The organism is Luteimonas saliphila, from assembly GCF_016774335.1.
Classification (GTDB): domain Bacteria; phylum Pseudomonadota; class Gammaproteobacteria; order Xanthomonadales; family Xanthomonadaceae; genus Luteimonas; species Luteimonas saliphila.
Genome location: NZ_JAETWA010000024.1, coordinates 86,570 through 110,106 on the forward strand (window position 1 = coordinate 86,570; position 23,537 = coordinate 110,106).

At 70.8% G+C, this 23,537-nt stretch carries 23 protein-coding genes; 12 read left to right on the forward strand and 11 right to left on the reverse strand.

The features are described 5' to 3' along the window. Window positions 1-25: 25 nt before the first annotated feature. From murD to JMO03_RS05575, 4 genes are read right to left on the reverse strand one after another with little or no spacing between them, the layout of a single operon-like run. Window positions 26-1,459, reverse strand: a complete 1,434-nt coding sequence (gene murD / locus JMO03_RS05560) for a UDP-N-acetylmuramoyl-L-alanine--D-glutamate ligase (RefSeq protein ID WP_425491788.1) — start codon at window positions 1,457-1,459, stop codon at window positions 26-28. Next, window positions 1,440-2,918 (reverse strand): UDP-N-acetyl-alpha-D-muramoyl-L-alanyl-L-glutamate epimerase, encoded by a 1,479-nt coding sequence (gene murL / locus JMO03_RS05565; RefSeq protein ID WP_202841203.1) that lies wholly within the window; start codon window positions 2,916-2,918, stop codon window positions 1,440-1,442. The genes murD and murL overlap by 20 nt, the downstream gene beginning before the upstream one ends. After that, a complete protein-coding gene (locus JMO03_RS05570) occupies window positions 2,915-3,403 on the reverse strand; it encodes a hypothetical protein (RefSeq protein ID WP_202841205.1) in 489 nt (162 codons plus the stop codon). Before JMO03_RS05570 ends, murL begins: the two co-directional genes overlap by 4 nt. 33 nt (window positions 3,404-3,436) lie before the next feature. Further along, window positions 3,437-6,034: a bifunctional aspartate kinase/diaminopimelate decarboxylase gene (locus tag JMO03_RS05575; RefSeq protein ID WP_202841207.1), complete on the reverse strand. Its 2,598-nt coding sequence runs from the start codon at window positions 6,032-6,034 to the stop codon at window positions 3,437-3,439. Window positions 6,035-6,141: 107 nt separating this feature from the next. On the opposite strand from JMO03_RS05575, the gene JMO03_RS05580 reads away from it, so the two are divergent. Further along, a complete protein-coding gene (locus JMO03_RS05580) occupies window positions 6,142-7,032 on the forward strand; it encodes a PhzF family phenazine biosynthesis protein (RefSeq protein WP_202841209.1) in 891 nt (296 codons plus the stop codon). A 157-nt stretch (window positions 7,033-7,189) separates the two neighbouring features. Here JMO03_RS05580 and JMO03_RS05585 read toward each other — a convergent pair whose 3' ends face one another. The 4 genes from JMO03_RS05585 to JMO03_RS05600 form a co-directional block, all read right to left on the reverse strand. Continuing rightward, a complete protein-coding gene (locus JMO03_RS05585; RefSeq protein ID WP_202841211.1) occupies window positions 7,190-8,869 on the reverse strand; it encodes an amidohydrolase in 1,680 nt (559 codons plus the stop codon). A gap of 157 nt (window positions 8,870-9,026) precedes the next feature. Continuing rightward, complete coding sequence (locus tag JMO03_RS05590) at window positions 9,027-9,755, reverse strand: glycine zipper 2TM domain-containing protein (RefSeq protein WP_425491789.1); 729 nt, start codon at window positions 9,753-9,755, stop codon at window positions 9,027-9,029. 109 nt (window positions 9,756-9,864) lie between these two features. Beyond that, on the reverse strand, window positions 9,865-10,551 hold the full coding sequence (locus tag JMO03_RS05595) for an alpha/beta hydrolase (RefSeq protein WP_202841222.1): 687 nt from the start codon (window positions 10,549-10,551) through the stop codon (window positions 9,865-9,867). Then, window positions 10,544-10,978: an OsmC family protein gene (locus JMO03_RS05600; protein ID WP_202841224.1), complete on the reverse strand. Its 435-nt coding sequence runs from the start codon at window positions 10,976-10,978 to the stop codon at window positions 10,544-10,546. Before JMO03_RS05600 ends, JMO03_RS05595 begins: the two co-directional genes overlap by 8 nt. Before the next feature lie 305 nt (window positions 10,979-11,283). On the opposite strand from JMO03_RS05600, the gene fusA reads away from it, so the two are divergent. From fusA to JMO03_RS05640, 8 genes are all read left to right on the forward strand, one after another. Beyond that, on the forward strand, window positions 11,284-13,362 hold the full coding sequence (gene fusA / locus JMO03_RS05605; RefSeq protein WP_202841226.1) for an elongation factor G: 2,079 nt from the start codon (window positions 11,284-11,286) through the stop codon (window positions 13,360-13,362). A gap of 18 nt (window positions 13,363-13,380) precedes the next feature. Beyond that, on the forward strand, window positions 13,381-13,800 hold the full coding sequence (locus tag JMO03_RS05610) for a DUF2784 domain-containing protein (RefSeq protein WP_202841228.1): 420 nt from the start codon (window positions 13,381-13,383) through the stop codon (window positions 13,798-13,800). Window positions 13,801-13,936: 136 nt separating this feature from the next. Then, window positions 13,937-14,317, forward strand: coding sequence for an HU family DNA-binding protein (locus JMO03_RS05615; RefSeq protein ID WP_149103725.1), 381 nt, complete (start codon window positions 13,937-13,939; stop codon window positions 14,315-14,317). Window positions 14,318-14,418: 101 nt separating this feature from the next. Next, window positions 14,419-15,072 (forward strand): tellurite resistance TerB family protein, encoded by a 654-nt coding sequence (locus JMO03_RS05620; RefSeq protein ID WP_202841230.1) that lies wholly within the window; start codon window positions 14,419-14,421, stop codon window positions 15,070-15,072. 20 nt (window positions 15,073-15,092) lie between these two features. Beyond that, window positions 15,093-15,659 (forward strand): hypothetical protein, encoded by a 567-nt coding sequence (locus JMO03_RS05625; protein WP_202841232.1) that lies wholly within the window; start codon window positions 15,093-15,095, stop codon window positions 15,657-15,659. Window positions 15,660-15,706: 47 nt separating this feature from the next. Further along, on the forward strand, window positions 15,707-16,138 hold the full coding sequence (locus JMO03_RS05630; protein ID WP_202841234.1) for a hypothetical protein: 432 nt from the start codon (window positions 15,707-15,709) through the stop codon (window positions 16,136-16,138). A 68-nt stretch (window positions 16,139-16,206) separates the two neighbouring features. Next, window positions 16,207-16,779 carry a DUF1439 domain-containing protein gene (locus tag JMO03_RS05635; protein ID WP_202841236.1) on the forward strand — a complete coding sequence of 191 codons (573 nt, stop codon included), beginning with the start codon at window positions 16,207-16,209 and terminating at the stop codon, window positions 16,777-16,779. A 2-nt stretch (window positions 16,780-16,781) separates the two neighbouring features. Next, window positions 16,782-17,474, forward strand: a complete 693-nt coding sequence (locus tag JMO03_RS05640; RefSeq protein WP_202841238.1) for a hypothetical protein — start codon at window positions 16,782-16,784, stop codon at window positions 17,472-17,474. 13 nt (window positions 17,475-17,487) lie between these two features. Here the strand turns inward: JMO03_RS05640 and JMO03_RS05645 are convergent, their stop codons facing one another. Both JMO03_RS05645 and JMO03_RS05650 read right to left on the reverse strand, forming a co-directional pair. Continuing rightward, on the reverse strand, window positions 17,488-19,707 hold the full coding sequence (locus JMO03_RS05645; RefSeq protein ID WP_337926365.1) for a DUF5916 domain-containing protein: 2,220 nt from the start codon (window positions 19,705-19,707) through the stop codon (window positions 17,488-17,490). 150 nt (window positions 19,708-19,857) lie between these two features. Continuing rightward, window positions 19,858-20,334: an SET domain-containing protein gene (locus JMO03_RS05650; protein ID WP_202841245.1), complete on the reverse strand. Its 477-nt coding sequence runs from the start codon at window positions 20,332-20,334 to the stop codon at window positions 19,858-19,860. A 181-nt stretch (window positions 20,335-20,515) separates the two neighbouring features. Between JMO03_RS05650 and JMO03_RS05655 the strand changes: the two genes are divergently transcribed. Next, window positions 20,516-21,130: a hypothetical protein gene (locus tag JMO03_RS05655; RefSeq protein WP_238345921.1), complete on the forward strand. Its 615-nt coding sequence runs from the start codon at window positions 20,516-20,518 to the stop codon at window positions 21,128-21,130. Here the strand turns inward: JMO03_RS05655 and JMO03_RS05660 are convergent. Continuing rightward, window positions 21,103-21,309, reverse strand: coding sequence for a hypothetical protein (locus JMO03_RS05660; RefSeq protein ID WP_238345922.1), 207 nt, complete (start codon window positions 21,307-21,309; stop codon window positions 21,103-21,105). The genes JMO03_RS05655 and JMO03_RS05660 overlap by 28 nt on opposite strands. Before the next feature lie 247 nt (window positions 21,310-21,556). On the opposite strand from JMO03_RS05660, the gene JMO03_RS05665 reads away from it, so the two are divergent. Beyond that, window positions 21,557-22,012, forward strand: coding sequence for an SUF system Fe-S cluster assembly regulator (locus JMO03_RS05665; RefSeq protein WP_202841250.1), 456 nt, complete (start codon window positions 21,557-21,559; stop codon window positions 22,010-22,012). A gap of 47 nt (window positions 22,013-22,059) precedes the next feature. Next, window positions 22,060-23,520, forward strand: coding sequence for a Fe-S cluster assembly protein SufB (gene sufB / locus JMO03_RS05670; RefSeq protein WP_202841252.1), 1,461 nt, complete (start codon window positions 22,060-22,062; stop codon window positions 23,518-23,520). Window positions 23,521-23,537 lie beyond the last annotated feature (17 nt).

Below are 23,537 nucleotides of genomic sequence, written 5' to 3' on the forward strand. Positions count from 1 at the left end.
CGCCCGCGCCAGTGCTTCTCTGGCGTCAGAAGATGCCGATGCCGGGAATCGCCGCGATGGCCTCCGGGTCGAAGCCCGCGAGCACCGCGAAGTGGCGGCCGCGTTCGACGTAGTCGCGATACATGCCGAAACTCGGCGCGCCGGGCGACAGCAGCACCACGCCCTCGCCGCCCAGCCGCGTCTTCGCCTGGGCGACCGCATCGCCGAGTTCGGCCGCCTCGCCCAGCGCGAAGCCGGCGCGGCCTGCCATGCCGCCCAGCAGCGCGTGGATGCGCGGCCCGTTCTGGCCCATGGTCACGATCGCCACGGGTGGCCGGGCGGCCACCGCATCGGCGAACGGCTGCCAGTCGAGGCCGCGGTCGTGGCCGCCGACAAGGATCGCCACGCGCCGCCCGGCGAACAGCTCCAGTGCCGCGAGGCTGGCGTGCGGCGTGGTGCTGATCGAGTCGTTGACATAGGTGATGCCTTCGCGGGTGCCGAGCGACTGCAGCCGGTGCGGCAACGGCCGGAACGTGAGCGCATGTCGCGCCAGCGCCTGCGTATCCAGGCCCAGCGCCTCGACCGCGGCCAGCACGGCACAGAGGTTGCCGCGATTGTGGCGGCCCGGCACGGGCAACTCGCTGGTGTCGAGCACCGCCTCGTCGCCGCGCCACAGCGCGTCGCCACGCAGGTGCCAGCCATCGGCGCGACCGAACCAGCGCACGTCGCTATCGGGCAACGCAAGCGCCGACAGCGTCGCATCATCGGCGTTGAGCACCGCGACGCGCGGATGCGCTTCGGTGAGCAGCGCCAGCTTATCGGCGACGTAGCGCGCCTCGCTGCCGTGCCAGTCCAGGTGTTCCGGGAACACGTTGGTGACCACGGCGACGTCCGGGCGCACGCCGCTGGTGGCGACGTCGCGGGTCTGGTAACTCGACAGTTCGATCACCCAGAACGCGGCCTCGCCATCGAGCAGCTCCAGCAGCGGCTGGCCGATGTTGCCGGCCAGCGCGGTGCGGTGCCCGGCCGCGCGCAGGATGTGCGCCAGCAACGCCGAGGTGGTGCTCTTGCCCTTGGTGCCCGTGACGCAGATCGTGCGCGCCTCGGGATGTTGTGCGAACCACAGCGCGGTGCCACCGATGAAGCGCGTGCCTTGCGACGCCGCCGCGACCGCTTCCGGGCGGTAGGGACTGATGCCGGGCGACTTGACCACCACGTCGAACGCCGACAGGCGCTCCGCACTCGCTTCGGTCTCGACGACCAACGCGTCGTCAGCCAGCGCACGCACCTCTTCGGCTTCGGCGGCCGTGCAGAAGACCGTCAGCCGCGCGGGGAACCGCTCGCCCGATTCCCCATCCCCCATTCCCGATTCCCGCGCGTCGCGCAGCGCCGCATACGCCGCCCGGCCCTCCCGGCCCCAGCCCCAGAGCGCGACACGCTGCCCCGCGAGCGACGCGATGCTAGGCGGCGAAGCGTGCACGCAGGCGCTCCCACAGCGGCGCCGGGATGCCGTGCTCTTCGTCGACCGTCAGCAGCGCTTCCACATCGACCTCGCCGGCCCCCAGCTGCGGCGCGATCTCGCGGGCGAAGCGCGCGACGATCGCATCCTCGCGCCACTCCGGCCGCACCGCCAGCGCCGCCATCGCCGCGCGCGACTCCCTGCCCTCGCCCACGCATTCGAACGGCTTGTGGTCGCGGTATTCGAGCAGCGCGTCGTAGCCGCCGACCTGCGCCGGATCGTCGAGCAGGTTGCGTCCGAAGATGCCGACCAGACGCGGCTTTGGCATGAACGGCGCCAGCGCGAGGAACACGAAGTGGCACTTGGGGCACACCCCGCACCAGCGGTTGACCGGCCGCTCGCCGAGCAGGTGGAAATTGCGGTTGCAGCTGGAGAAATGCGCGTCGTACTGGTCGGTCTTCGCGAACTGCCGCGCCACCGCGAGTTCGCTCAGCGGCCGCAGCAGCGAGTAGTACGACAGGTCGGCCGCGACGTGGCTGCGCAGGTGCGCGGCGAACGCGCGCTCGAACGCCCAGCCCTTCGACCACTGGTGGTTCACCTCACCGGTGACGCTTCCATCGGACGCGAGGATCACGCTGCCGTAGCTGGCCGAGCGCTCGTTGGAGAACACGACCTGGTCGTAGCCGAGCACCGCCGCGGCGAAGGCCAGGATCGCCGAGTTCACTGCGGTCACCGGGATATGGCCGTTCCAGGCGCCCTGGCGGTTGTACTCGAACAGCTCCGGCGCAAGCTGGCGGCCGATGTTGAGCGTCGGCAGGCCGGTGCGCCCGGCGCAGGCGCGGATCAGCTGCGAACCGCCGATCCAGGTCACCGTCTGTTCCACGCCGAGCGCACGCAGCGCCTCGATGCTGACCAGCGAATCCTTGCCGCCACCGATGGCGACGAGGGCGCGTTCGCGCAATCCGAGGGGCGCCGCCCTTCCCCCGCTTGGCGGGGCATTGCGCCCTTCACGGGTGGACGGTGCCCGAAGGGCGGATGGGTGCGATTCCGGCGCGACGGACACTCCCCCGCCCCGCCCACCCGCAGGCGGGACAGGGGGGGCAATGGCGGGGAAGCGGATCCTGCCGTGCAGGTCCAGGCCATTGCGATAGGCGAATTCGCCCAGGCCGTGGACGTACACGTCCTCCAGCAACGTTGCGGTAGCCGCATCGATTCCGTCGCCATCGATGCGGATCTCCGGCGGCACCGCCGCCTTGTAGTAGCTGACGCCGGCAACCAGGTGCAGCAGTTGCAGCGCACGCTCCGCAGCTGCCGTGCGTTCGCCATCGAGCGCGAACGGCGCACCCGGCAGCGTCACCGTCTCGACCAGCTCCGGACCGTCGTCGAAGGCGTAGACGAGTTGCGCGACGCCGGTGCCGGCATCGAATCCGCACCGAACGAAGCGGAAAACGCGGACCATGCTCCTGTCGAACGTGCTCATGCGCGACTCGCGGCAGGACCGGCCGGTCGCTGCAAGTAGCGACGACAGGCGACGTACTCGAGCAGCAGCGCAGGAACGAGCCCGACGCCGAGCGAGACGACCCCCACATAGGCCATTACGAACCCCACGTTGTCAGGGCGCGGAGCCACCACCCGCAACCCGGCTGCAGGCAGCGACCCTTGAAGGGACTGGTCCAGGACAGCGAGCACGAGTGCCATGCCAAGGAACAGCAGGTAAGCGACCGCGACCACGCGCAGGGCCATGACGAGCGGCCGTGCGCGCGGCGACGTCCCGAGGTCGCGGCGTGTCGACAGGCGGGCTGCGCAGGCGGCGGCCACGGCGGCAGCCAGTACCAGGCCCGCCCATGTCATGTTCCAGTCGAGGACATCCCCGTCCGATGCTATGGCGAAGCCGATCGCGACCGGCAAGGCGATTACCGTCGCAATCGACGCGCTTTCCAGGGCGAAACGCGAGTCCGCTGTCACATTGCCTCCCCGGCGCCGCGCCCGAGAATCAGGTCAGTCATCCAGCACGTCCTCTTGCGGCAGTCCGCGCAGGTTGTAGGTGTTGGCCATGGCGAACCCGTAGGCGCCGGCATCGGCCAGCAGCACCACGTCGCCTTCCGCGGTGGCCGCGGGCAGGCGGCGGCCGGTGCCGAACACGTCGCTGGATTCGCAGATCGGTCCGACCACGTCGCAGGCCATGTCGGCCGGTGCGTCGTGGCGCGACAGGTTGTGGATGCCATGCCAGGCGTCGTACAGCGCCGGGCGCATCAGCGCGTTCATGCCGGCATCGAGGCCGACGCGGCGCACGCCCTGCTTCTCCACCACCTGGGTGACGTGCGCCAGCAGCACCCCCGCCTCGGCCACCAGGTAGCGGCCGGGTTCGATCGCCAGGCGGTAGCGCGGCCACGCGGCCTTGATCTCCGCCAGCCCCTCGGCCCAGCCGGCGACGTCGAACGGCGCATCCTCGGGCTTGTAGGGAATGGTCAGGCCGCCGCCGATGTCGATGGTGTCGACCGTGCCGATGCCGTCCGCGATCGCCGCCAGCTCGGCGTACACCTCTCGCCAGTGCCTGGGCTGGCCGATGCCGCTGCCCAGGTGCGCGTGGATGCCGGTGATGCGCGCTTCCAGCGCGCGCGCGGCTTGTGCGAAGGCGTCGACCGATGCCAGTGCCAGCCCGAACTTCGAGGCCGTGCCGCCGGTGACGACCTTGGCGTGGTGGCCGTCGCCACGGCCGAGGTCGACCCGCAGCCACAGGTCGCGCCCGCGGAAGATCTCCGGCCAGCGCGACAGCGCCTCGAGGTTGTCGAGCGTCACCGTGACGCCGCGGGCGAACGCGGCTTCGTACTCGACGCGCGGGGCGAAGCTCGGGGTGAACAGCACGCGTGCCGGATCGATCCCGGGCACGGCCGCGAACACGTGCTCCAGTTCGCCCTGCGACACGCACTCCAGCCCGAAGCCTTCTTCGGCGAGCGCTCGCAGGATGGCCGGGTGCGGGTTGGCCTTGATCGCATAGAAGCGGCGGTCCACCGCCGCCACCGCAAGCAACGCACGCGCGCGTTCGCGTACCGTCGGCAAGTGGTAGGCGTAGGCCGGCGTGCCTGCTGCCGCGAGCGCGAGCAGGCGTTCGCGTGCGCCCTGCCACCAGGCTGGCGCGCGTTGCGGCCGGCCGTGCTGGATCTCGCGCCAGCTCGGGCCGAACACGTCGCCGTCGGCCACCGGCATCGCGCCGCTGCCGATCAGTTCGGCGTGCAGTTCGGGGAGCAGGCCGTCGGCATCGGCCTCGTCGATGACGAAGGTCAGGTTGAGGTCGTTGGAGGACTGCGAGATCAGGTGCACGCGCTCCTGGCCGAAGGTCGCCCATACGTCGGAGAGCTTGTGCAGCAGCGAGCGCATGCCGCGGCCGACCAGGGTGATCGCCGCGCAGGGCGCGATCACCTTGACCCGGCAGATCTGCGACAGGTCTTCCGACAGGCGCGCCAGCACGTCGGTGCTGACCAGGTTCTCGCTCGGGTCGAGCGAGACGGTGACGTTGGTCTCGGCGGTGCCGATCAGGTCCACCGACAGTCCGTGACGCTTGAAGCGCTCGAAGATATCGGCCATGAACCCGACCGACTGCCACATGCCCACCGTCTCCATCGACACCAGCACGACGCCGTTGCGGCGGCTGATCGCCTTGACCCCCGGCACCGGCGAGGCCTCGCCGTCGATCCGCGTGCCGGGCAGGTCCGGGCGCTCGGTGTCGAGGATCGCCATCGGCACGCCGCTCACGCGACACGGCCCGAGCGCGCGCGGATGCAGCACCTTGGCGCCGGTGGTGGCGATTTCCTGCGCCTCGGCGTAGTCCAGGTGGGTGAGCAGGCGCGCATCGGGCACTTCGCGCGGATTGGCGGTGAACATGCCCGGTACGTCGGTCCAGATCTCTACGCAGCGCGCATGCAGCAGCCCGCCGAACAGTGCCGCCGAGGTATCGGAGCCACCACGCCCGAGCACGGCGGTACCGCCGTCGCCGTGGCGCGCGATGAAGCCCTGGGTGAGCAGCAGGCGCGTCGGCTGAATGGCGAAGCGCGCGCGCCAGTCGTCGTCGGCCTCGCGCCGGCAGGACACCGACAGCCGCCGGCCCCATGCGCTCTGGTTCGGCAGTTCGATCGCCTCGAGCCAGTCGCGCGCATCGAGCCAGCCGATGTCCAGGCCCTGCGCGGCGAGGTAGGCGACGCCCAGCGTGGACGACAGCAGTTCGCCCTGCGCCAGCACCTCGGCCTGCCAGTCGAGCGCCTGCGTCGACGCGCGCGCATCCGCGGCCAGTCCGCGCAGCCCGGCGAGCCGCTGGGCCAGCACCCGGTCCGGATCGAGCCCGAGTTGCTCCGCGAATTCGCGATGCCGCGTCGCCAGCGCATCGATCCGCGCGACGCGGTCGCCGTCGTCTGCCGCGATCGCGGTCAGCTCGTTGGTTACACCCGAAAGCGCCGAAACGACCACCAGCACGCGCGCGTCGTTGTCCGCCGCGCGTTTCGAAGCCAGCCGGCCGATGGTGTCCCAGCGATGGCGTTGCGACACCGAGGTGCCGCCGAACTTGAGCACGACCCAGGGCGTGCCGGTCGGGGAAGCGGGCATGGACGTGGATGGATTCCGGTATAACGGGCGGCCGATCCGCGCCTGCGGACGCGACGCGCGGATGCATGAATAGCGCGGATTCTATCCAAATCGAGGCCACTCCCCACATGTCGCCACGCCGTTACCTGCAGCTGGACGTCTTCGCCGATCGCCCCGGGGCCGGCAATCCGCTCGCCGTGGTCCTGGATGCGCGGGGCTTCGACGACGCGACCATGCAGGCGATCGCGCGCTGGACGCGCCTGCCGGAGACCACCTTCGTGTTCCCGGCACCCACGCCCTCGGCGAGCTACGACATCCGCATCTTCAGCCCGCGTCGCGAGGTGCCGTTCGCCGGGCATCCCAGCGTCGGCACCGCGCACGCGGTGCTGCAGGCGGGGCTGGCGACGCCGCGCGACGGCCTGCTGGTGCAGTCGGGGATCGCCGGCGAACTGCCGCTGCGCGTGCTCGGCGAAGGCGCGACCCGCATGATCGCCGTGCGCACGCCGCGGGCGCGGATCGTCGAGATCGCCGATCCGGCCCACCCGCTGCTGCACGCGGCGCTGGCCGGCATCGCGCGGGGCGGCCTGCCGCAGGCGCTGGTCGACGGCGGGCGTCGCTGGTGGCTGGCGGAAGTGGCGGACGAGGCCTCGCTGCGCGCCGCGACGCCCGACTGGGATGCGATCGAACGACTGGCGATCGCCACCGACAGCATGGGCCTGTGCGTCTTCGCGCGCAGCGAGGATCCGGTGCACCACCTCGCGGTGCGCGCATGGGTCGGCGCGACCGGGCGCTTCGAGGATGCGGCCTCGGGCGCGGCCAACGCCACGCTGGCGGCATGGCTGGCTTCGCAGGATGCCCTGCCCGGCCGCGACGGACGCTACCGCATCAGCCAGGGCCGCGAAGTGGGCTTCGACGCGATCATCGAGCTGCACGTGGACGAGGCCGGCGACGTGTGGTCGGGTGGTCGCGTGCAGACCGTGGTCGACGGGATGATCGACTGGTTCGAGGTGCGCGACTAGCGTTCGCCTGCGGCGGCTGCGCGCCACCAAAGACGGAAGCGGTGCGCCCGTCTGCGCCATGGGCATCCGGCGGCCGCTAGCCCGGCACGGAAAACACCGATGCCGGAGCGCTGTTCCGGCCCGGAACCGGTTCGCCGCGATCCGTGCGGGCGCCGGATCATTCCGAAGCGGCGGCCTCGAACACGGGCTTCCCGTCGACCCAGGTCGAGCGGATCTCGAGCGCGTGCAGTTGCGCCGCGTCGATCGCCAGCGGATCCTGTGCCAGCATCACGAAATCCGCCTGCAGGCCGGGCGCCAGGCGTCCGGTCAGCGCTTCGTCGCGATGCGCCCAGGCCGCATCCGCGGTGAAGCCGCGCAGGGCCTCGCCCGCTGTCAATGTCTGGTCCGGCAGCCAGCCGCCCTCGGGATGTCCCTCGCGATCCTGGCGGGTCGCGGCGGCATGCAGGCCCAGCCTCGGATCGGGCGACTCGACCGGAAAATCCGAACCCAGCGCGAGCCGCACGCCGGCCCCGGCGAATCTCCGCCAGGCATAGGCGCCGGCGATGCGCTCCGCCCCGACCCGGTCCTGCGCCCACGGCATGTCCGACGTCGCATGCGTGGGCTGCATCGAGGCCACCACGCCGAGCGCGGCGAAGCGCGGGATGTCCTCCAGCGCCATGATCTGCGCGTGCTCGATGCGCCAGCGGTGGTCGTTGTCCGCGGCCTCTCCCAGCACGCGCGCGTAGGTGTCGAGCACGATTCGGTTGCCGCGGTCGCCGATCGCATGCGTGGCCACCTGCAGGCCGCAGCCCTGCGCACGCCTGGCCAGCTGTTCGAAACGTACGGGCTCGACCAGCAGCAGGCCGCGGTTGCCGGGATCGTCGCTGTAATCCTCGATCAGCGCGGCGCCGCGGCTGCCTAGCGCGCCGTCGATCAGGAACTTCACCCCGCGCATCTGCAGGCGCCGACCCGGATGCACGTACGGCCCGTGCTCGCACAGCCACGCGAACGCATCGGCGTCGCCGTCGGCGTAGGCGCTGATGCGCAGCGGCAGGCGGCCTTCGTCGGCGAAGCGCCGCAGCTGTTCGAAGTCGCGGCGGCTGGTGCCCATGTCGTGCACGCCGGTGAGGCCGTTGCGCACGGCGGCCTCGAGCGCGAGCGCGAGGGCGCGGTCGGCATCGGCCTGGTCCATCGCCGGCACGACCGCGTCGACCAGGCGTTCGGCCTCGTCGACGAACACGCCGGTCGGGCGTCCGTCGGCATCGCGCACGATCAGTCCGCCGTCCGGCTGTCCCGACGCCAGCAGCGCCGCGCCCTGCGGGCGGCCGGCGACCGCACGCAGCGCCGCCGAGTTCACCCAGCCGGCGTGGCCGTCGACGCGGCGCAACCACACCGGGCGATCCGGAAACGCCGCGTCGAGGTCGGCCGCGGTCGGGAACGCCTGCTCCGGCCAGTCGTTCTGGTCCCAGCCGCCGCCCAGCAGCCACTCGCCGTCCGGCAAGTCCGCCGCGAACGCACGCAGGCGCGTCACGATCTCCTGCTTGCTGCGCGTGCCGACGAGGTCGACACGGGTCAGCGCAAGGCCGAGCCCGACGATGTGCGCGTGCGCATCGATCATCCCGGGGATCACGGTGGCGGTGCCGACATCGATCACGCGCGCGTCCGGATGCCGAGCCGCGAGCCCGGCGGCCGAACCGACCGCGACGATGCGGCCGTCGTCGTCCCAGACCATCGCCTCGACCACGGGCGCGGCCGGGTCCGAGGTATGGATGCGCGCAGCCTGCAGCCGGGTTTCGCCGGCCGCGACCGGCAGGCAGGCGACGGCACACAACAACGGCAAGAGCATCTGGCGCAGCATCGGCGGGCTCCGGTTGGCGGTGGCGCGATGCTACAACGGGAACGAGGCCGACCCGGCGCAAGCACGCGCGCATCGCCCCACGAGTCCGTTGGCGATGCGCTGCTAGACGGGGAAGGGCCCCAAGGCCCCTCCCCTCATCCCGGCGATGCGCGTGCGCTCACTCCGGGCGCACGTCCACCCGCACGCGGATGCGGTCGCCGGGGTGGTAGGACGTGCGCGTGACGTACTCGCGGCCGCCGTACTCGTAGGTGACGTCGTATTCCCCGACCGTGCGGTCGTAGGCATCGTTGCCGTAGGCGTCGTACCCGCCGTAACCATCCCGGTATGGGTCGGGCTCGCAGACGGTGACATAGCCGGCGCGCTCGCGCCGGTTGGCCTCGTAGATGCCGCGACCGGCCACGCCACCGACCATCGAACCGACCGCGGTGCCGATCACCTGTCCGCTGCCGTCGCCGATCCTGCTGCCCAGCACCGCGCCGGCGATGCCGCCGAGCACGGTGGCGACCAGCCGGCCGTTGTCGTCGCGACGCTGGTCGCGGTAGGGATCGTGCGGATAGCCGTCCCGGTAGTCGCCGCCGCCGTAGGAATCGGCACGGCGATCGCCCCAAGGGTCGCTGCCCGCATAGCCTTCGCGCCGGGTCTGGCAGCGCCGCGTGTCGCGCACCGGCCTGCCGCGGCCATCGAAGACCGGGTCGACGCGCACCACCCGGGCCCAGTCGTGGTGCCCCTGCGTCGCGTACGCGTCCGGTCTCGCCTGCTGCTGCGGGACGCGGTGACTGTAATCGCCGTAGGGCGCCGGACCGTAACGGCCATCGTGGACCTGCGCGTCGGCGACGCCGGTGGCCAGCGCCAGCGCGATGGCGACGGACATGCTTGCGGATTTCATTGTCTCGACCCCGGGCGCCGGTCAGGGCGGCGCGCATCGCCACGCTAGGGATGCGCGGCTAACGGGCGGCTGAATCCGACCGGCCTGCAGCCTCCGGGGCTCGGCGCGTTCACCGTGCCGACAGCCAGGACAGCGCCTGCGCGGCGCACTCGGCGGCGTTGCGACCGAGCAACGGGCCGACGTGGCTGACCGCGGTCGCACGCAACAGCGAGGCCTCCCATGCGCTCGCCAGGGCGGCGGTGAGCCGCGGCGGCACGTCGTCATCCACCATCGAGGCGATGCACAGCACCCGGCACGCGGGCGGCTGCACGACGATGCCGCCGCAGGCCTCGCGCATCGCCCGCCCGCTCTCGTCGCGCCAGTTCCGGAACGCGAACAGCGCCGTCGCCTCGTCGGCATCGGGCAACGCGCGCTGGGTGCCGGTCAATCGCGCGTCGCGCTGCCAGGGCACGACGTCGGGCCATTCGCGGCCGGGCAACTGCGCATGCCAGGGCGACGGCGGCAACGGGTTGACCAGCACCAGCGCGTCGGCGCCCTCGGCGCAGGCCATCGCCAGCAGCCCGCCGAGGCTCGCACCCACCAGCGCGCGCGGGCGCGGCAAGGCGTCCAGCGCCACGCGCACCTGCGCGGCGTAGTCGTCGAAGCCGGTGGCGGCGAGGCCCTGTGGCGAGGCCTGCAGGTCGGGCGCGGCCACGCGCAGGCGGCCGGCCTCGAACACGGCCTTCCACACATTCCATTCCCAGCCGCCCCCGCCCCCGCCGTGCACCATCAGCGCCGAAGCGATGCGCTCATCCAACCAGTTCCGCCTCCAGCGTGATCGGAACCGCGCTCAGGGCCTTGGACACCGGGCAGTTCTGCTTGGCGTCGTCGGCGATCGCGCGGAACTTGGCCTCGTCCAGGCCCGGGACCTTCGCCTTCATCTTCAGCCGGATCGCGCTCAGCGTCGGGCCGCCCTCCATCGACAGATCCACTTCGGCGCTGCCGTCGAGCGCCTCGGGCGGATGCCCGGCCTCGGCCAGCTTGGCCGCCAGCGCCATGGTGAAGCAGCCGGCGTGCGCCGCGGCGATCAGTTCCTCGGGGTTGGTGCCCTTCTCGTCGCCGAAGCGGCTGTTGAAACCGTAACGCGTGCCGTCGAGCAGGCCGCTCTGCGGAGTGGACAGCGTGCCCTTGCCGCCCTTGAGGTCGCCTTCCCAGTGTGCGCTGGCCTTGCGGGAGATGCCCATGATGTCGCTCCTGTGGGGTAAAGCGTGCAGCGTAAGCACGCCCGCGTTACTTCCGCGTGCGGGCGCGCCGGGATGCTGCGTCGCAACGCGCTCCGCCCGGTGCGACGCGCTACTGTGTCGGCCCGCCATGACCGCCCCTCGAGCGTGCGCTCGAACGGCAGCGTTCCTCCCGCGGACAGCCATGACGGCCGCCATGCGGATCCCCCGCAGGGATCGGACCAGCCCGCCTGGACGTTCCGCGGCACGGATCCCTCAGAACGATGCCGGCCGCTGGCCGGCATCCCATCCAAGGGAGGATCGGCCCCATGCCCTATTCGACGCAACAGGTCCGCAACGTGGCCCTCGCAGGCCACCCCGGCGCCGGCAAAACAACCCTGTTCGAAGCCCTGCTGCATGCCGGCGGCACCGTACAGACGGCAGGCACCGTCGAACGCGGCAACACCGTGTCCGACTTCGACCCGATCGAGAAGCAGCGCGGCCACTCGATCGACGCGGCCATCGCCGGCATCGACTACCGCGCGGGCGCGGACCGTTCCGCGCACATCAACCTGATCGACCTGCCCGGCTATCCCGAATTCCGCGGTCCCGCGCTGTCGGCGCTGGGTGCGGTGGAGACTGCGGCGATCGTAGTCGACGCCACCGGCGGCGTGGAATACGGCACCCGGCGGATGATGGAGCGCGCGAAGGAACGTGGCCTGTGCCGCGCGATCGTGGTTTCGCGCATCGACGCCGAGGGCGCCGAGCCCGGCCGCGTGCTCGACCAGCTGCGCGACGCCTTTGGGCCGGAATTGCTGCCGCTGAACCTGCCCGCGGACGGCGCGACGCGCGTGGTGGACTGCTTCGCCACGGCCGACGGCGACGCGCGCGACGCCGTCAGCGACCTCGGTCCGGTCGCCGACTGGCATCGCCGGATCCTCGACCAGGTGGTCGAGATCAACGAGACGGTGATGGACCATTACCTCGACCTCGGCGAGGAGGGCCTGTCGGGCCAGGAACTGCACGATGCGTTCGAGCAGTGCCTGCGCGAGGGCCACCTGGTGCCGGTGTGCTTCGCGTCCGCGCGCACCGGCGTCGGCGTGAAGGCGTTGCTGGACGTCGCCACCCGGCTGTTCCCGCATCCGGGGGAAGCCAACCCGCAGCCGTTCGTGAAGGGCGTCGGCGCCGACGCCCGGCCGATCGCCACCACGCCCGACCCGTCGGCGCACGTGGTCGCCGACGTGTTCCGCATCGTCCACGATCCCTTCGTCGGCAAGCTCGGCGTGTTCCGGGTGTACCAGGGCACGGTGCGCCGCGACACCCAGCTGTTCATCGACGACGGGCGCAAGCCGTTCAAGGTCGGCCACCTGTTCCGGCTGCACGGCAAGGAGCACGTCGAGGTCGACCAGGCCATCCCGGGCGACATCGCCGCGGTGGCCAAGGTCGAAGACCTGCATTTCGACGCGGTGCTGCACGACAGCCACGACGAGGACCAGATCCGGCTGGCGCCGGTCGCGTTCCCGAAGCCGATGTTCGGGCTCGCGATCGAGGCCGGCAGCAAGGGCCAGGAGCAGAAGCTGGCGAACGCGCTGCACAAGCTGGCCGAGGAGGATCCCTGCTTCCATGTCGAACACGAGGACGAGACCAACGAGACGGTCATCCGCGGCCTGTCCGACCTGCACCTGCGCATCCAGCTGGAGCGGCTCAAGGATCGCTTCGCGGTGGAGGTGGCCACCCGGCCGCCGCGCATCGCCTACCGCGAGACCATCGGTGCGAAGGCCGAGGGCCACCACCGGCACAAGAAACAGACCGGCGGCGCAGGCCAGTTCGGCGAGGTGTTCCTGCGCGTCGAGCCGCTGCCGCGCGGGGGCGGGTTCGAGTTCGTCGACGAGGTCAAGGGCGGGGTGATCCCGGGCCAGTTCCTGCCGGCCGTCGAAAAGGGCGTCCGCCAGGTGCTGGCCTCCGGCGCGATCGCCGGCTATCCGATCCAGGACGTGCGCGTCATCGTCTACGACGGCAAGCACCATCCGGTCGACAGCAAGGAGGTGGCGTTCGTCGCCGCCGGCCGCAAGGCGTTCCTCGACGCGATCGGCAAGGCCCGGCCGCAGGTGCTCGAACCGATCGTCGACCTCGAGGTCAACGCGCCCGAGGCGCACATGGGCGACATCAGCGGCGGCCTGGCGGGCAAGCGCGCGCGCATCAACGGTACCGATGCGGCCGGCAACGGCGAGATCGCGGTCACCGCCCAGGTGCCGCTGTCGGAGCTGGAGGGCTACGCGGCGGAACTCAAGTCGGCGACCGCCGGGCGCGGCCGCTACGCCCTGGAATTCAGCCACTACGAACCGGTGCCGCCGCAGGTGCAGCAGGCCCTGGCGGCGGCCTGGCGACCCAGGCACGAGGAGGACTGACGGGGCGGCCGTCAACGCATGTCCCCCGGCCGCGCCGCCCTGCTCGCCGACGCGATCCTCGCCCTGCACGTGGGCGTGGTCGCGTTCGTCGTGCTCGGACTGCTGGCGATCGTGGCAGGCGGTGCGCTCGGCTGGCGTTGGGTCCGCGGGTTCGCATTCCGCGCCACGCACCTATTGTTGATGCTGGTGATCGCGCTGCAGGCCTGGATGGGGCGGCTGTGCCCGCTGACGACCTGGGAACAGGCGCTGCGAATCCGAGCGGGGCAGGATACTTACGGTGAATCCTTCATCCAGTACTGGCTGTCGCGCCTGATCTTTTTCGAGGCGCCGTGGTGGGCGTTCGTGTTCGCCTACAGCGCGTTCGCCGGACTGGTGATCGCCTGCTGGTGGCGGTGGCCGCCGGTCCGGCGTCGCGCAAAGAGCAGGCGCTCGCCCTGAGGTCGTTGCGTAATATGCGTGTTTTTTCGCGTTTTCCTATTGGCGGCGCGATGCGGATGCCCTACATTGCGCCTGCCGGCATGTTCGGCCGCACCAAAACGCAGACCACAGACACTGACGAGGGAACACAAAACCCATGGCAAAGAAGAAGGCCACGACCAAGAAGGCAGCCCCGAAGAAGGCCGCCAAGCCTGCCGCGCCGAAAGCGATCAAGGATCCGTTGAGCAAGTCGGGCCTGGTGGCCCACATCGCCGACGCCACCAGCGTCGCCGCGAAGGACATCCGTGCCGTGCTCGGCGCGCTCGAGGGCGCGATCCACGGCTCGCTGAACAAGAAGGGCGCGGGCAGCTTCACCCTGCCGGGCGTCGCCAAGTTCAGCGCCGTCAGCGTGCCGGCCAAGCCGAAGCGCAAGGGCATCAACCCATTCACCAAGGAAGAGCAGTGGTTCGCCGCCAAGCCCGCCTCGGTGAAGGTGAAGGTCCGTCCGCTGAAGAAGCTCAAGGACGCGGCCGCCTGATCGCCGCAAGCGACAGCGACGCCACGAACGGGACGGCCTTGCCGTCCCGTTTCTTTTTTGGCGGATAAGATGCGCCTCCCACTTCCCCATCGGACCCGACGATGAGCCTCAACGGATTCCTCGACCACCTGCTCAAATCCGCGGCACCGACCACCGTGTCGGGCAACGACGGCCGCGGCGGACTCGGCGGCATGCTCGGCTCGGATTTCGGCAAGGGCACGATGGCCGGCGGAGCGCTCGGCCTGCTGCTGGGCCGCAACAGGACCACCCGCAAGCTCGCGACCTACGGCGGGCTGGCCGCGCTGGGGATGATGGCCTACCGAGCCTATGGCGACTACAAGGCGCAGCAGGGCGCGCAGGTGCAGCCGCAGACCGTCGACCGGCTGCCGCCACCGCAGGCGAACCTGCATGGCGAGGCGATCCTGCGCGCACTGGTCGCCGCGGCCAAGGCCGACGGCCATCTCGATGCGCGCGAGCGCCAGGTGATCGAGGGCGAGTTCGCACGGATCGCGCCGGAGGCCGAAGTGCAGCAGTGGCTGAAGGTCGAGCTCGACAAGCCGCTCGATCCGGCCGAGGTGGCGCGCTCGGCGGGCACGCCGGAGATCGCCTCGGAAATGTACCTGGCCAGCCTCGTCGCCGCGGACGAGCAGAACTACATGGAGCGCGCGTACCTGGACGAACTCGCGCGCCAGCTCGGGATCGACGACGCCCTGAAGCAGCGGCTCGAGCAGGAATTCCGCAGCGCCGCCGGGTGAGCGGGCGCCAGCATCCACCGATGCCACGCGCACGCCTGCTGCTGCCGCTGCTGCTGTTGCTCGCGCTCGCCGCGGTGCTGGTCTTGCGTGGCTGCGATCGCGACGACGCCGGTACGGCGGGCGAACGCCCGATCGCGTCATCCCCCGCTCCCGTGGCCGACGTCGCCGCGCGCACCGCACGCGAGGACGAGGAAGCGTTCGCCCGTGCGGAACAGCGCGACCGCCACGACGCCGCCATGCGTGCCGCGGTCTCGACCCTGCACCGTTATCTCGCGAAGCTGCCCGAAGACCGCGCCGCGGCCGACGCGTTCTGGGCCGGAGGGCAGCCGCCTTCCGACGCAGACGAAGCCGACCTGCGCACCCTGCCCGCCGCGCCGAGCTTCTTCCGTACCCGCAATCGTTCGCCCGAACCAATGGATGGCGCCCCTGTTCCGGTCGCGGTCCGTATCCCGGTGGAACTGCGCCTCGGGCTCCGCGGCGAGGCGCCGCGCCGCTACGCGGGCTGGTACGCGTTGCGCCACGACCCCACGCAGGACGCATGGCGCCTCACCGGTGCCTCCATCGACGCGGTGCCACCCCCGCAGTAGCATGGCCGCGGTCATCGTCGGCGACCCTTCGAGGGCGCGGGGGCGGAATGGACAAGCGCTTCTGGATTTGCGGCATCGTGGTGTCGTTCGCCGCGTTGCTGCTGTCGTTCCTGATCCACGGGCTGTTGCTCGGCGACGATTACGCCGCGCTCGGATCGATGTACCGCGACCCCGCGGACGGCATGCGCCATTTCCGCTGGCTGCTGCTCGCCCATGGCCTGCTCGGTTTCGCGATGACCTGGCTTTTCTCGCAGGGTTTCGCCCGCGATCGTCCCACACTCGCGCAGGGGCTGCGCTTCGGCCTGGCGATGGCGCTGTTCGCGACCGTACCCGGCTTCCTGGTCCACTACGCCGTGCAGCCGCTGCCGGCGACGCTGCTCGCCAAGCAACTGGTCTTCGGAACGCTGGGCATGGTGCTGCTCGGCGTGCTTCTCGCCTGGCTGCAACCGCGCCGCAACGCGTTGCGCGCGCCGGCATGAGCCGCCCAGCCACGGTTCAGGCCGGGGCCGCACACTGATCGACCTCGCCTTCCGTCCGGGACCGTCGCATGCGCCGCCTGTCGCCTTCCGTTGTTCTCCCGCACCTGGCCGTGCTGCTCGTCCTGCTCGCCGGGTGTTCGACCATCGGCGCGGTGTCGGCATGGCTGGGCGACCAGGTCGCGTTCACGCCCGGGCAGCTGCAGCGCCACCTCGATCGCCGCTTCCCGCGCAGCTTCGACAAGCTCGGCGGCCTGGTGACGGTGACCCTGGACAACCCGCGCGCCTCGATCCCGCCCGGCGACTCGCGCCTGCGCCTGGAATTCGACCTCGGTCTCGGCGCGCTCGGCGGCGAGGGCGCGACCACCGGCCACCTCGCGTTGGCCAGTGGCCTGCGCTACGACCCGACGACGCAGGGACTGCACCTGGACGCGCCCGAGGTGCTGCAGTTCGAGATCCCCCGCTCCGGCGAGCTGCTGCGCGGCGGCGCGCGCGGCATCGTCAACAGCCTGCTCGCCGAGTACGCGCGCACCGAACCGGTGTATCGCCTCGACGACGACCTGCTGGCGAAGCTGCCGGCCGGCAGCCGCATCGGCGAGGTCGGCATCGAGCGTGGCGTGGTGGTCGTGCGGCTGGACCGCTGACCATGGCGCGCACCGCCCGGCCGCCGATACACGCCCCCTTGTTCGCGACGCTGCTGGCCTGCGTGCTGGCCGCCTGCGCCGGCGACCAGGCTGCCGACGCCGGACCGGACGCCGCCATCGATGCACCCCTGCCGCAGCCGCAGGCGGACGGCGCGGTCACCGACATGCCGGCCCGCCCGGGACCCGGCGAAGTGCCGCTGGCCGGCGAGGCGCCTCCGCCGCCGCCACCGGCGCTGCTGCCGGCCGACGGGCGCTTCGGTCTGCCGCCGCTCGAGGAGAATCCGGAAACCGGAATCGCATCTGCCGCGCCGGATGGGCCCGAGCCCGCGCCCGCCGAGGCCGCGACGCTGATGCGCGAGTATTACGCGGCGATCAACGCCCGCGACTTCGTCCGCGCCCATGCTGCCTGGTCCGATGGCGGCCGCGCCAGCGGGCAGACGCCGGAGGAGTTCGCGGCCGCCTTCGCGGACGTCACCGGAATCGAGGCGACGTTCGGCGAGCCGGGCCCGGTCGGACCCGCCGCCGGTTCGCGCTACGTCGAGGTGCCGGTCACGGTCACCACCACCCGCACCGATGGCAGCGTGCAACGCCAGGCCGGCCGTTTCACCCTGCGCCGCGCCGTGGCGGACGGCGCCACGCCGGAGCAGCGCGCCTGGCGCATCGCCTCGGTCGACCTGCGCGACGCCGCGCCCTAGCGCGCAGCCGCGATCAGAGTTCGAATCGATAGCTGAGCTTGACCATCAGCTGTTCGTCGTCGCGCAGATCGAAGCTGTCGAGCAGCGCTTCGTCGACGCCATCGGCGATCGTGCCGCGGTCGAAACCGCCGCGGCCGTAGACCACGTACAGGTACGACAGCGGCGCCAGCTCGTAGCGATAGCGGATCTGGAAGGCGAGGTTGCGCACGCTGAAGTCCTCGATGGCGTCGTCCGTGGCGATCGCGTTGCCGGCCGGGTCGAATCGCCATGCGTGTCGCGCGCGGGCATCGATACCGATCGCCTGCAGCTTCACCCGCAGTTCCTGGCGCGGATCGATGTTCCAGTCCAGGCCCGCGAGCAGTTTGGCCTCCTTGCCGTCGAACGCGCCGACCAGATCGCCGCTGTCGGGTCCCTGCCAGATCAGCCAGTCCGGGCGCTGGATCAGGATCGCACCGGCGTTGAGGCTGAAGGCGTCGTTGACGAAATAGGTGGCGCCGTACCACAGCGAGCCGCCGAGCCGGTCGTTGCCCGCCAGACCGCCGCCGAACAGCTCGGCCTCCACATCGTGCGCCCAGCGCCCCTTGCGCGGGCGCGAGTACTCGTAGTACGCGTTGAAGTTCGCCGGCAGGCGGACGATGCCGTTCCCGCGCAGCAGCAGGTCGTTGACGCCGGCCCCGTTGATATTGATTTGCGCGTACTCGTCGCTGCCGTTGCGCAGCTGGCCCTGGCGGCTGACGCGGAACTGGTCGTTGAGCTTCTGCCCGCGGTCGTTGTGGTTGCTGCTGACGCGCCAGCGCCAGTCGGTGGAGGCGTAGCGCGCGTCTTCGGGCAGGTCGGTGAAGCGCCTGGAGACCTGCCAGTGCAGGTAGTTGGTGCTGGCGCGGGAGAGATAGCCGGCATCGTTGATCTCGAGCTCGTTGCCGAAGTGCATCGCGATCCACTGCTGGCGCCAGCCGCGGTCCATCTCGTAGTCGGCCCACAGCGTCGCGCCGAGGTCGCTCCAGCGCTCGCCCTCCTGCTCGATGCGGCTGCCGAACACCCGGCTGCGGACGTTCCAGCGGGGCGTCGGGCGCCAGCTGTGGTCGAGACCCAGCACGCTCGCGTCGCGGTCGAGGTACGGTCGCTCGACCCGGGTCAGCATCATCCCCAGGTTCTGGGTTTCGAAGTCGCGCACCACGCGCAGCGCGTGGAAGCTGCGTCCCGCGGCACCCGCCTCGTCGGCCGAGAACAGCCCGTACTTCGCCTGCCCCAGGCTGCCGTTGAGCTTGACCGCGGCGGCGATGTCGCTGGCGCCGCCGCCGTCGTCCGCCGGCCCGCCGATGCGGCGCGTGTACAGCAGCTGGCTGAAATCCGACGGCGTGGTGTATTCGAAGATGCCCTGGTTCTCGGTGAAGAACGGCCGCTTGTCGCTGACGAAGGTCTCGGTGGCGCTGAAGTTGACCACCAGGTCGTCGCTTTCCACCTGGCCGAAGTCGGGGTGTACCGTGGCGGAGAGCTGGAAGCGTCCGTTCGGCTTCCAGAACAGGTCGGCGCCGGCATTGCCTTCGCCGCCGCCGCGGATGTTGTCGTACAGGCCGGACACATAGGGAGTGATTGCGAGCAGCGACTGGTCGTATTGCGGCACCGTCAGCGGCGCGAAGTCCGACAGGAACCGCGAGCGCTCGAAACTCGCCGCCGGCCACGCCATGCGCTCGCCGGTGGAGCCGATCACCCGCGCGAGGAACAGCTTGAGCGTGCGCTCGCCGCCGGTGCCGTCGCGCATCGGCGCGGTGTGCCAGGGGATCAGCAGTTCCACGCTCCAGCCGTCCGCGTCCTCGCCGACCGCATGGCGCCACTGCCCGTCCCAGTCGCTGCTGAACTGGTTCTCGTTGGTGATGATCTCGTCGCCGATGCCGCCGGTGGAACTCACCGTGAAGGCGTAGCCGGTGCGGCCGTCGCCATCGAAATCGACGAATACGTTGACCCGGTCGACCTGCTCGTCGAAGTCGCGCCGCACCTTCTGCCGGGTGCGCGGCACGCCGGGCGGCTGGATGTTGCGGAAGGCCACGGCGAGGCCGTCGGGCGTCGCCAGCACCCAGGCCCGGGTCGGCAGCGAGCCCGGCTCGCCGCTCAACGGCTGCACCTTGCGGAAATCGGTGACGAGGGTGGCGCCTTCCCACTCGGCCGGGTCGATCCGGCCGTCGACCTCGACCGCGGCGGCAGGGCCGCCCATCAGGGCGAGTGCCAGCGCCACCGCCCCGTATCCGCGCCTCCAGCCTGCCAAGCGATTCCCCTCGCGTCCTCCACCGGCGCGCAGGCTAGCCGCGGTCACCTCCCCTGCCGCGTCCCATCGGTCATGGCAACCCTTTGCCCGCGGCGCGCATCCCGCCCGGGAAGGCGCCGGTCAGCGCTTGGGCTGGAGCATCGTCCCGGTGCACTTCTTCGAGCCGCATTTGCAGGCCCAGAGCTTCTTCAGCCTGGCCGTGTGCGGCTCGTCGAGGGTGATGCCGTAGTTGTAGGTCAGCTCCTCGCCGGGCTTGATCTCGCGCAGGGCCTGGATGAAGACCTTGTCCTTGTGCCGGCGGTCCTTCGCATCCTCCTCGATCTCCGACTCGCAGTTCGGCTGGCAGCTGTGGTTGATCCAGCGCGCGATGTTGCCGCCGACGTTGGCGTCGACCACGTAGTCGTCGTTGAGGGTGAACAGGAAGGTATGGCCATCCTCGTCGTCGTCGCCGTACTCCTCGTCGACCTCGGCGTGGGTACGCAGCTTGCCCTTGTAGCGGACGACGCGCTCGCCCTTCTTGATCAGTCCGGTGGCGAACACGCCGTTGCCGTGGATCGGCGACAGGCGGGCTTCGATCTTCTTTTTCTTCTTCGGCATCGCGGGGGGTGTCGGCGGCGGGAGCCGCATTGTGGCACGAGCGACCCGCGCTGCCGGCATCGCCCCTGCGATCGCGTGCCGGATGCCACCCCGACCAATGGCAGGGCAGGGCCTCGACGCGTCCTCCCGGGTCCGCATCCGGCGTTGGCTAGGCCATGTCTCCGGACGACACCTCGAACACATGGAACACATGCGCCTACCATCACGCTTCTCCCCGCTTCCGCTCCTGATGCTGGCCTGCGCCATCGGCGCATGCCAGCGCGTCCCGAACGCCCCGGACGCCGTCGCCAAACCTCTGCCCATCGCGACTGCGGCGGCAGCGGCGGGCGACGACCTGGTCGCCCACGGTGAGTACATCGTGCGCATCGGCGGCTGCAACGACTGCCACACCGCCGGTTACGCCGAACGCGGCGGCGACGTACCGACCGGTGAATGGCTCACTGGGTCGCCGCTCGGCTACCACGGTCCCTGGGGCACCACCTATGCAAGCAACCTGCGGCTGACCGTCGGCGATCTCGACGAGGCCGAGTGGCTCGCCTACACCGCCAACCTGCATACCCGGCCGATCATGCCCGACTTCATGCTGCGGCAGATGCGCGAGCGCGACCGCCGCGCGATCCATCGTTTCGTGCGTTCACTCGGCCCCGCCGGCGAGCCTGCGCCGGAGCCGCTGCCGCCTGGCCGGGTTCCGCCGCCTCCCTATTTCCAGCTCGTGGCGCCCGCGCCCGCGCCGCCGCGTCCGGAACGCCGGCAGGCCTCAGCCGATGCTCAGAACGGCCAGAATCCGGTCCAGTAGGCGGCGACGCCGAGGCCGAACGCGGCCCAGGCGAGATCCTTCGCGCTGCGCGCGGCCTTCCACAGCACGAACACCGCCCCGGCGACCAGCGCCGCATGCAATACATCGCCGCGGCGATCGCCCGCCGCATCGGAAGTGCCGGTCGCACGCATGTCGCTGTCTCCGTTGCCGTCCGTCATCGGACGCACGAATGCTCGCGCACGGATGCAGGGAGGATCAGTGGCGCGCATCAGCCATCGAGGCTGACAGGCGTCACCTCGACCCCTTCGGGGTGCGAACGCCCCGGCGCCTGCGCATCGGAGGGCGGGCTCACACTGGCCGCGATGCTTTCCACGCGAACGGCATGAATGGTTCCGACCGGGAAAATTGAGCCTGGTCGACGAAAAGCGTACAATTTTGGTCCGCTTTCGAGAACCATTCGCATCCATGCTCCGCGTCACCCGACTGACCGACTACGCCACTGTCGTCCTGACCGTCCTCGCCTCGCGCCCGGAGGCGGTGCTCAGCGCGGCCGACCTGGCCGAGCGCGCCGGGCTCGAGGGGCCGACGGTGAGCAAGCTGCTCAAGCCGCTGGCGCAGGCCGGCCTGGTGGAGGGCTTCCGCGGCGTCCACGGCGGCTACCGCCTGGCGCGGCCGGCGACCGAGATCAGCCTGGTCGAGATCGTCGAGGCGATGGAAGGCCCGCTGGCGATGACCGAGTGCAGCCTCGACCACGGCGAATGCGGGATCTCGGCCAGCTGCGGCGTGCGCGCCAACTGGCGCCGGATCAACGACGTGGTCGCCGAGGCGCTGCGTGGCGTGAGCCTGGCGCAGATGCTCGACGACGCCCCGCCGTCGCCCCCGCCCGCCCGGCGCATCGCCGCTCGGCTGGCCAACGCTTGACGCGGTTCCCGGACCGCGCACCCCACATGGACACTCCAGGCAGCCCCATGGCCACCGACCTCGCAGAACCGATCGCCAACAAGGAAATCCACGAACAGCTCGGCCGTCGCTACGACGCCGGCTTCGTCACCGACATCGAATCCGACTCGCTGCCGGCGGGTCTGGACGAGGACGTGGTGCGCGCGCTCTCGGCCAAGAAGGGCGAGCCGCAGTGGATGACCGACTGGCGCCTGGCCGCCTACCGCCACTGGCTGACCATGCCGGTGCCGCACTGGGCCAAGCTGCGGATCGCGCCGATCGATTTCCAGTCGATCAGCTACTACTCCGCGCCCAAGGGCCCGAAGTACAAGTCGCTCGACGAGGTGCCGCAGGAACTGCTCGACACCTACGACAAGCTCGGCGTGCCGCTGCACGAGCGCGCGCGGCTGGCCGGCGTGGCGGTGGATGCGGTGTTCGACTCGGTCTCGGTGGGCACCACCTTCCGCAAGGAGCTGGCCGAGAAGGGCGTGATCTTCTGCTCGATGTCCGAGGCCATCGCCGATCATCCGGAGCTGGTGCGCCAGTACCTGGGCACAGTGGTGCCGGTGGGCGACAACTATTTCGCCGCGCTGAACTCGGCGGTGTTCTCCGACGGCAGCTTCGTGTTCATCCCGAAGGGCGTGCGCTGCCCGATGGAACTGAGCACCTATTTCCGCATCAACGCCGGCCATACCGGCCAGTTCGAGCGCACCCTGATCGTCTGCGAGGACAGGGGCCACGTGTCGTACCTGGAAGGCTGCACCGCGCCGATGCGCGACGAGAACCAGCTGCACGCCGCGGTGGTCGAGCTGGTCGCGCTGGAGGACGCCGAGATCAAGTACTCGACGGTGCAGAACTGGTACCCGGGCGACGAGAACGGCGTGGGCGGGATCTACAACTTCGTGACCAAGCGCGCCGAGTGCCGCGGCGCTCGCAGCAAGGTCACCTGGACCCAGGTCGAGACCGGCTCGGCGATCACCTGGAAGTACCCGTCCTGCGTGCTGCTGGGCGACGACTCGACCGGCGAGTTCCACTCGGTGGCGCTCACCCACCATCGTCAGCAGGCCGACACCGGCACCAAGATGATCCACGTCGGCAAGCGCACCAAGAGCAAGATCGTCAGCAAGGGCATCAGCGCCGGCCACGGCCAGAACACCTACCGCGGCTTGGTGAAGGTCGCCGCCGGCGCCGATGGCGCGCGCAACCACACCCAGTGCGACAGCCTGCTGATCGGCAAGCGCTGCGGCGCGCACACCTTCCCCTACATCGAGGTGAAGAATCCGGGCGCGACCATCGAGCACGAGGCCACCACGTCCAAGATCAGCGACGACCAGCTGTTCTACTGCCGCACGCGCGGCATCGGCCAGGAAGACGCGGTGAGCCTGATCGTCGACGGCTTCTGCAAGCAGGTCTTCCGCGAGCTGCCGATGGAGTTCGCCGTGGAGGCCAAGAAGCTGCTGGACGTGTCGCTGGAAGGCAGCGTCGGCTGACCGGACCACGTTTGTCA

What these genes read in the sequence shown, in the direction of transcription:
- JMO03_RS05610 (WP_202841228.1), top strand. Translation starts at nt 13,381, where the DNA reads ATGTCCCCCGGCCGCGCCGCCCTGCTCGCCGACGCGATCCTCGCCCTG.
- JMO03_RS05665 (WP_202841250.1), top strand. Translation starts at nt 21,557, where the DNA reads ATGCTCCGCGTCACCCGACTGACCGACTACGCCACTGTCGTCCTGACC.
- sufB (WP_202841252.1), top strand. Translation starts at nt 22,060, where the DNA reads ATGGCCACCGACCTCGCAGAACCGATCGCCAACAAGGAAATCCACGAA.
- JMO03_RS05620 (WP_202841230.1), top strand. Translation starts at nt 14,419, where the DNA reads ATGAGCCTCAACGGATTCCTCGACCACCTGCTCAAATCCGCGGCACCG.
- JMO03_RS05660 (WP_238345922.1), bottom strand. Translation starts at nt 21,309, where the DNA reads ATGACGGACGGCAACGGAGACAGCGACATGCGTGCGACCGGCACTTCC.
- JMO03_RS05575 (WP_202841207.1), bottom strand. Translation starts at nt 6,034, where the DNA reads ATGCCCGCTTCCCCGACCGGCACGCCCTGGGTCGTGCTCAAGTTCGGC.
- JMO03_RS05655 (WP_238345921.1), top strand. Translation starts at nt 20,516, where the DNA reads ATGGAACACATGCGCCTACCATCACGCTTCTCCCCGCTTCCGCTCCTG.
- fusA (WP_202841226.1), top strand. Translation starts at nt 11,284, where the DNA reads ATGCCCTATTCGACGCAACAGGTCCGCAACGTGGCCCTCGCAGGCCAC.
- JMO03_RS05650 (WP_202841245.1), bottom strand. Translation starts at nt 20,334, where the DNA reads ATGCCGAAGAAGAAAAAGAAGATCGAAGCCCGCCTGTCGCCGATCCAC.
- JMO03_RS05615 (WP_149103725.1), top strand. Translation starts at nt 13,937, where the DNA reads ATGGCAAAGAAGAAGGCCACGACCAAGAAGGCAGCCCCGAAGAAGGCC.
- JMO03_RS05640 (WP_202841238.1), top strand. Translation starts at nt 16,782, where the DNA reads ATGGCGCGCACCGCCCGGCCGCCGATACACGCCCCCTTGTTCGCGACG.
- JMO03_RS05585 (WP_202841211.1), bottom strand. Translation starts at nt 8,869, where the DNA reads ATGCTGCGCCAGATGCTCTTGCCGTTGTTGTGTGCCGTCGCCTGCCTG.
- JMO03_RS05580 (WP_202841209.1), top strand. Translation starts at nt 6,142, where the DNA reads ATGTCGCCACGCCGTTACCTGCAGCTGGACGTCTTCGCCGATCGCCCC.
- JMO03_RS05630 (WP_202841234.1), top strand. Translation starts at nt 15,707, where the DNA reads ATGGACAAGCGCTTCTGGATTTGCGGCATCGTGGTGTCGTTCGCCGCG.
- JMO03_RS05625 (WP_202841232.1), top strand. Translation starts at nt 15,093, where the DNA reads ATGCCACGCGCACGCCTGCTGCTGCCGCTGCTGCTGTTGCTCGCGCTC.
- JMO03_RS05590 (WP_425491789.1), bottom strand. Translation starts at nt 9,755, where the DNA reads ATGAAATCCGCAAGCATGTCCGTCGCCATCGCGCTGGCGCTGGCCACC.
- JMO03_RS05600 (WP_202841224.1), bottom strand. Translation starts at nt 10,978, where the DNA reads ATGGGCATCTCCCGCAAGGCCAGCGCACACTGGGAAGGCGACCTCAAG.
- JMO03_RS05635 (WP_202841236.1), top strand. Translation starts at nt 16,207, where the DNA reads ATGCGCCGCCTGTCGCCTTCCGTTGTTCTCCCGCACCTGGCCGTGCTG.
- murL (WP_202841203.1), bottom strand. Translation starts at nt 2,918, where the DNA reads ATGAGCACGTTCGACAGGAGCATGGTCCGCGTTTTCCGCTTCGTTCGG.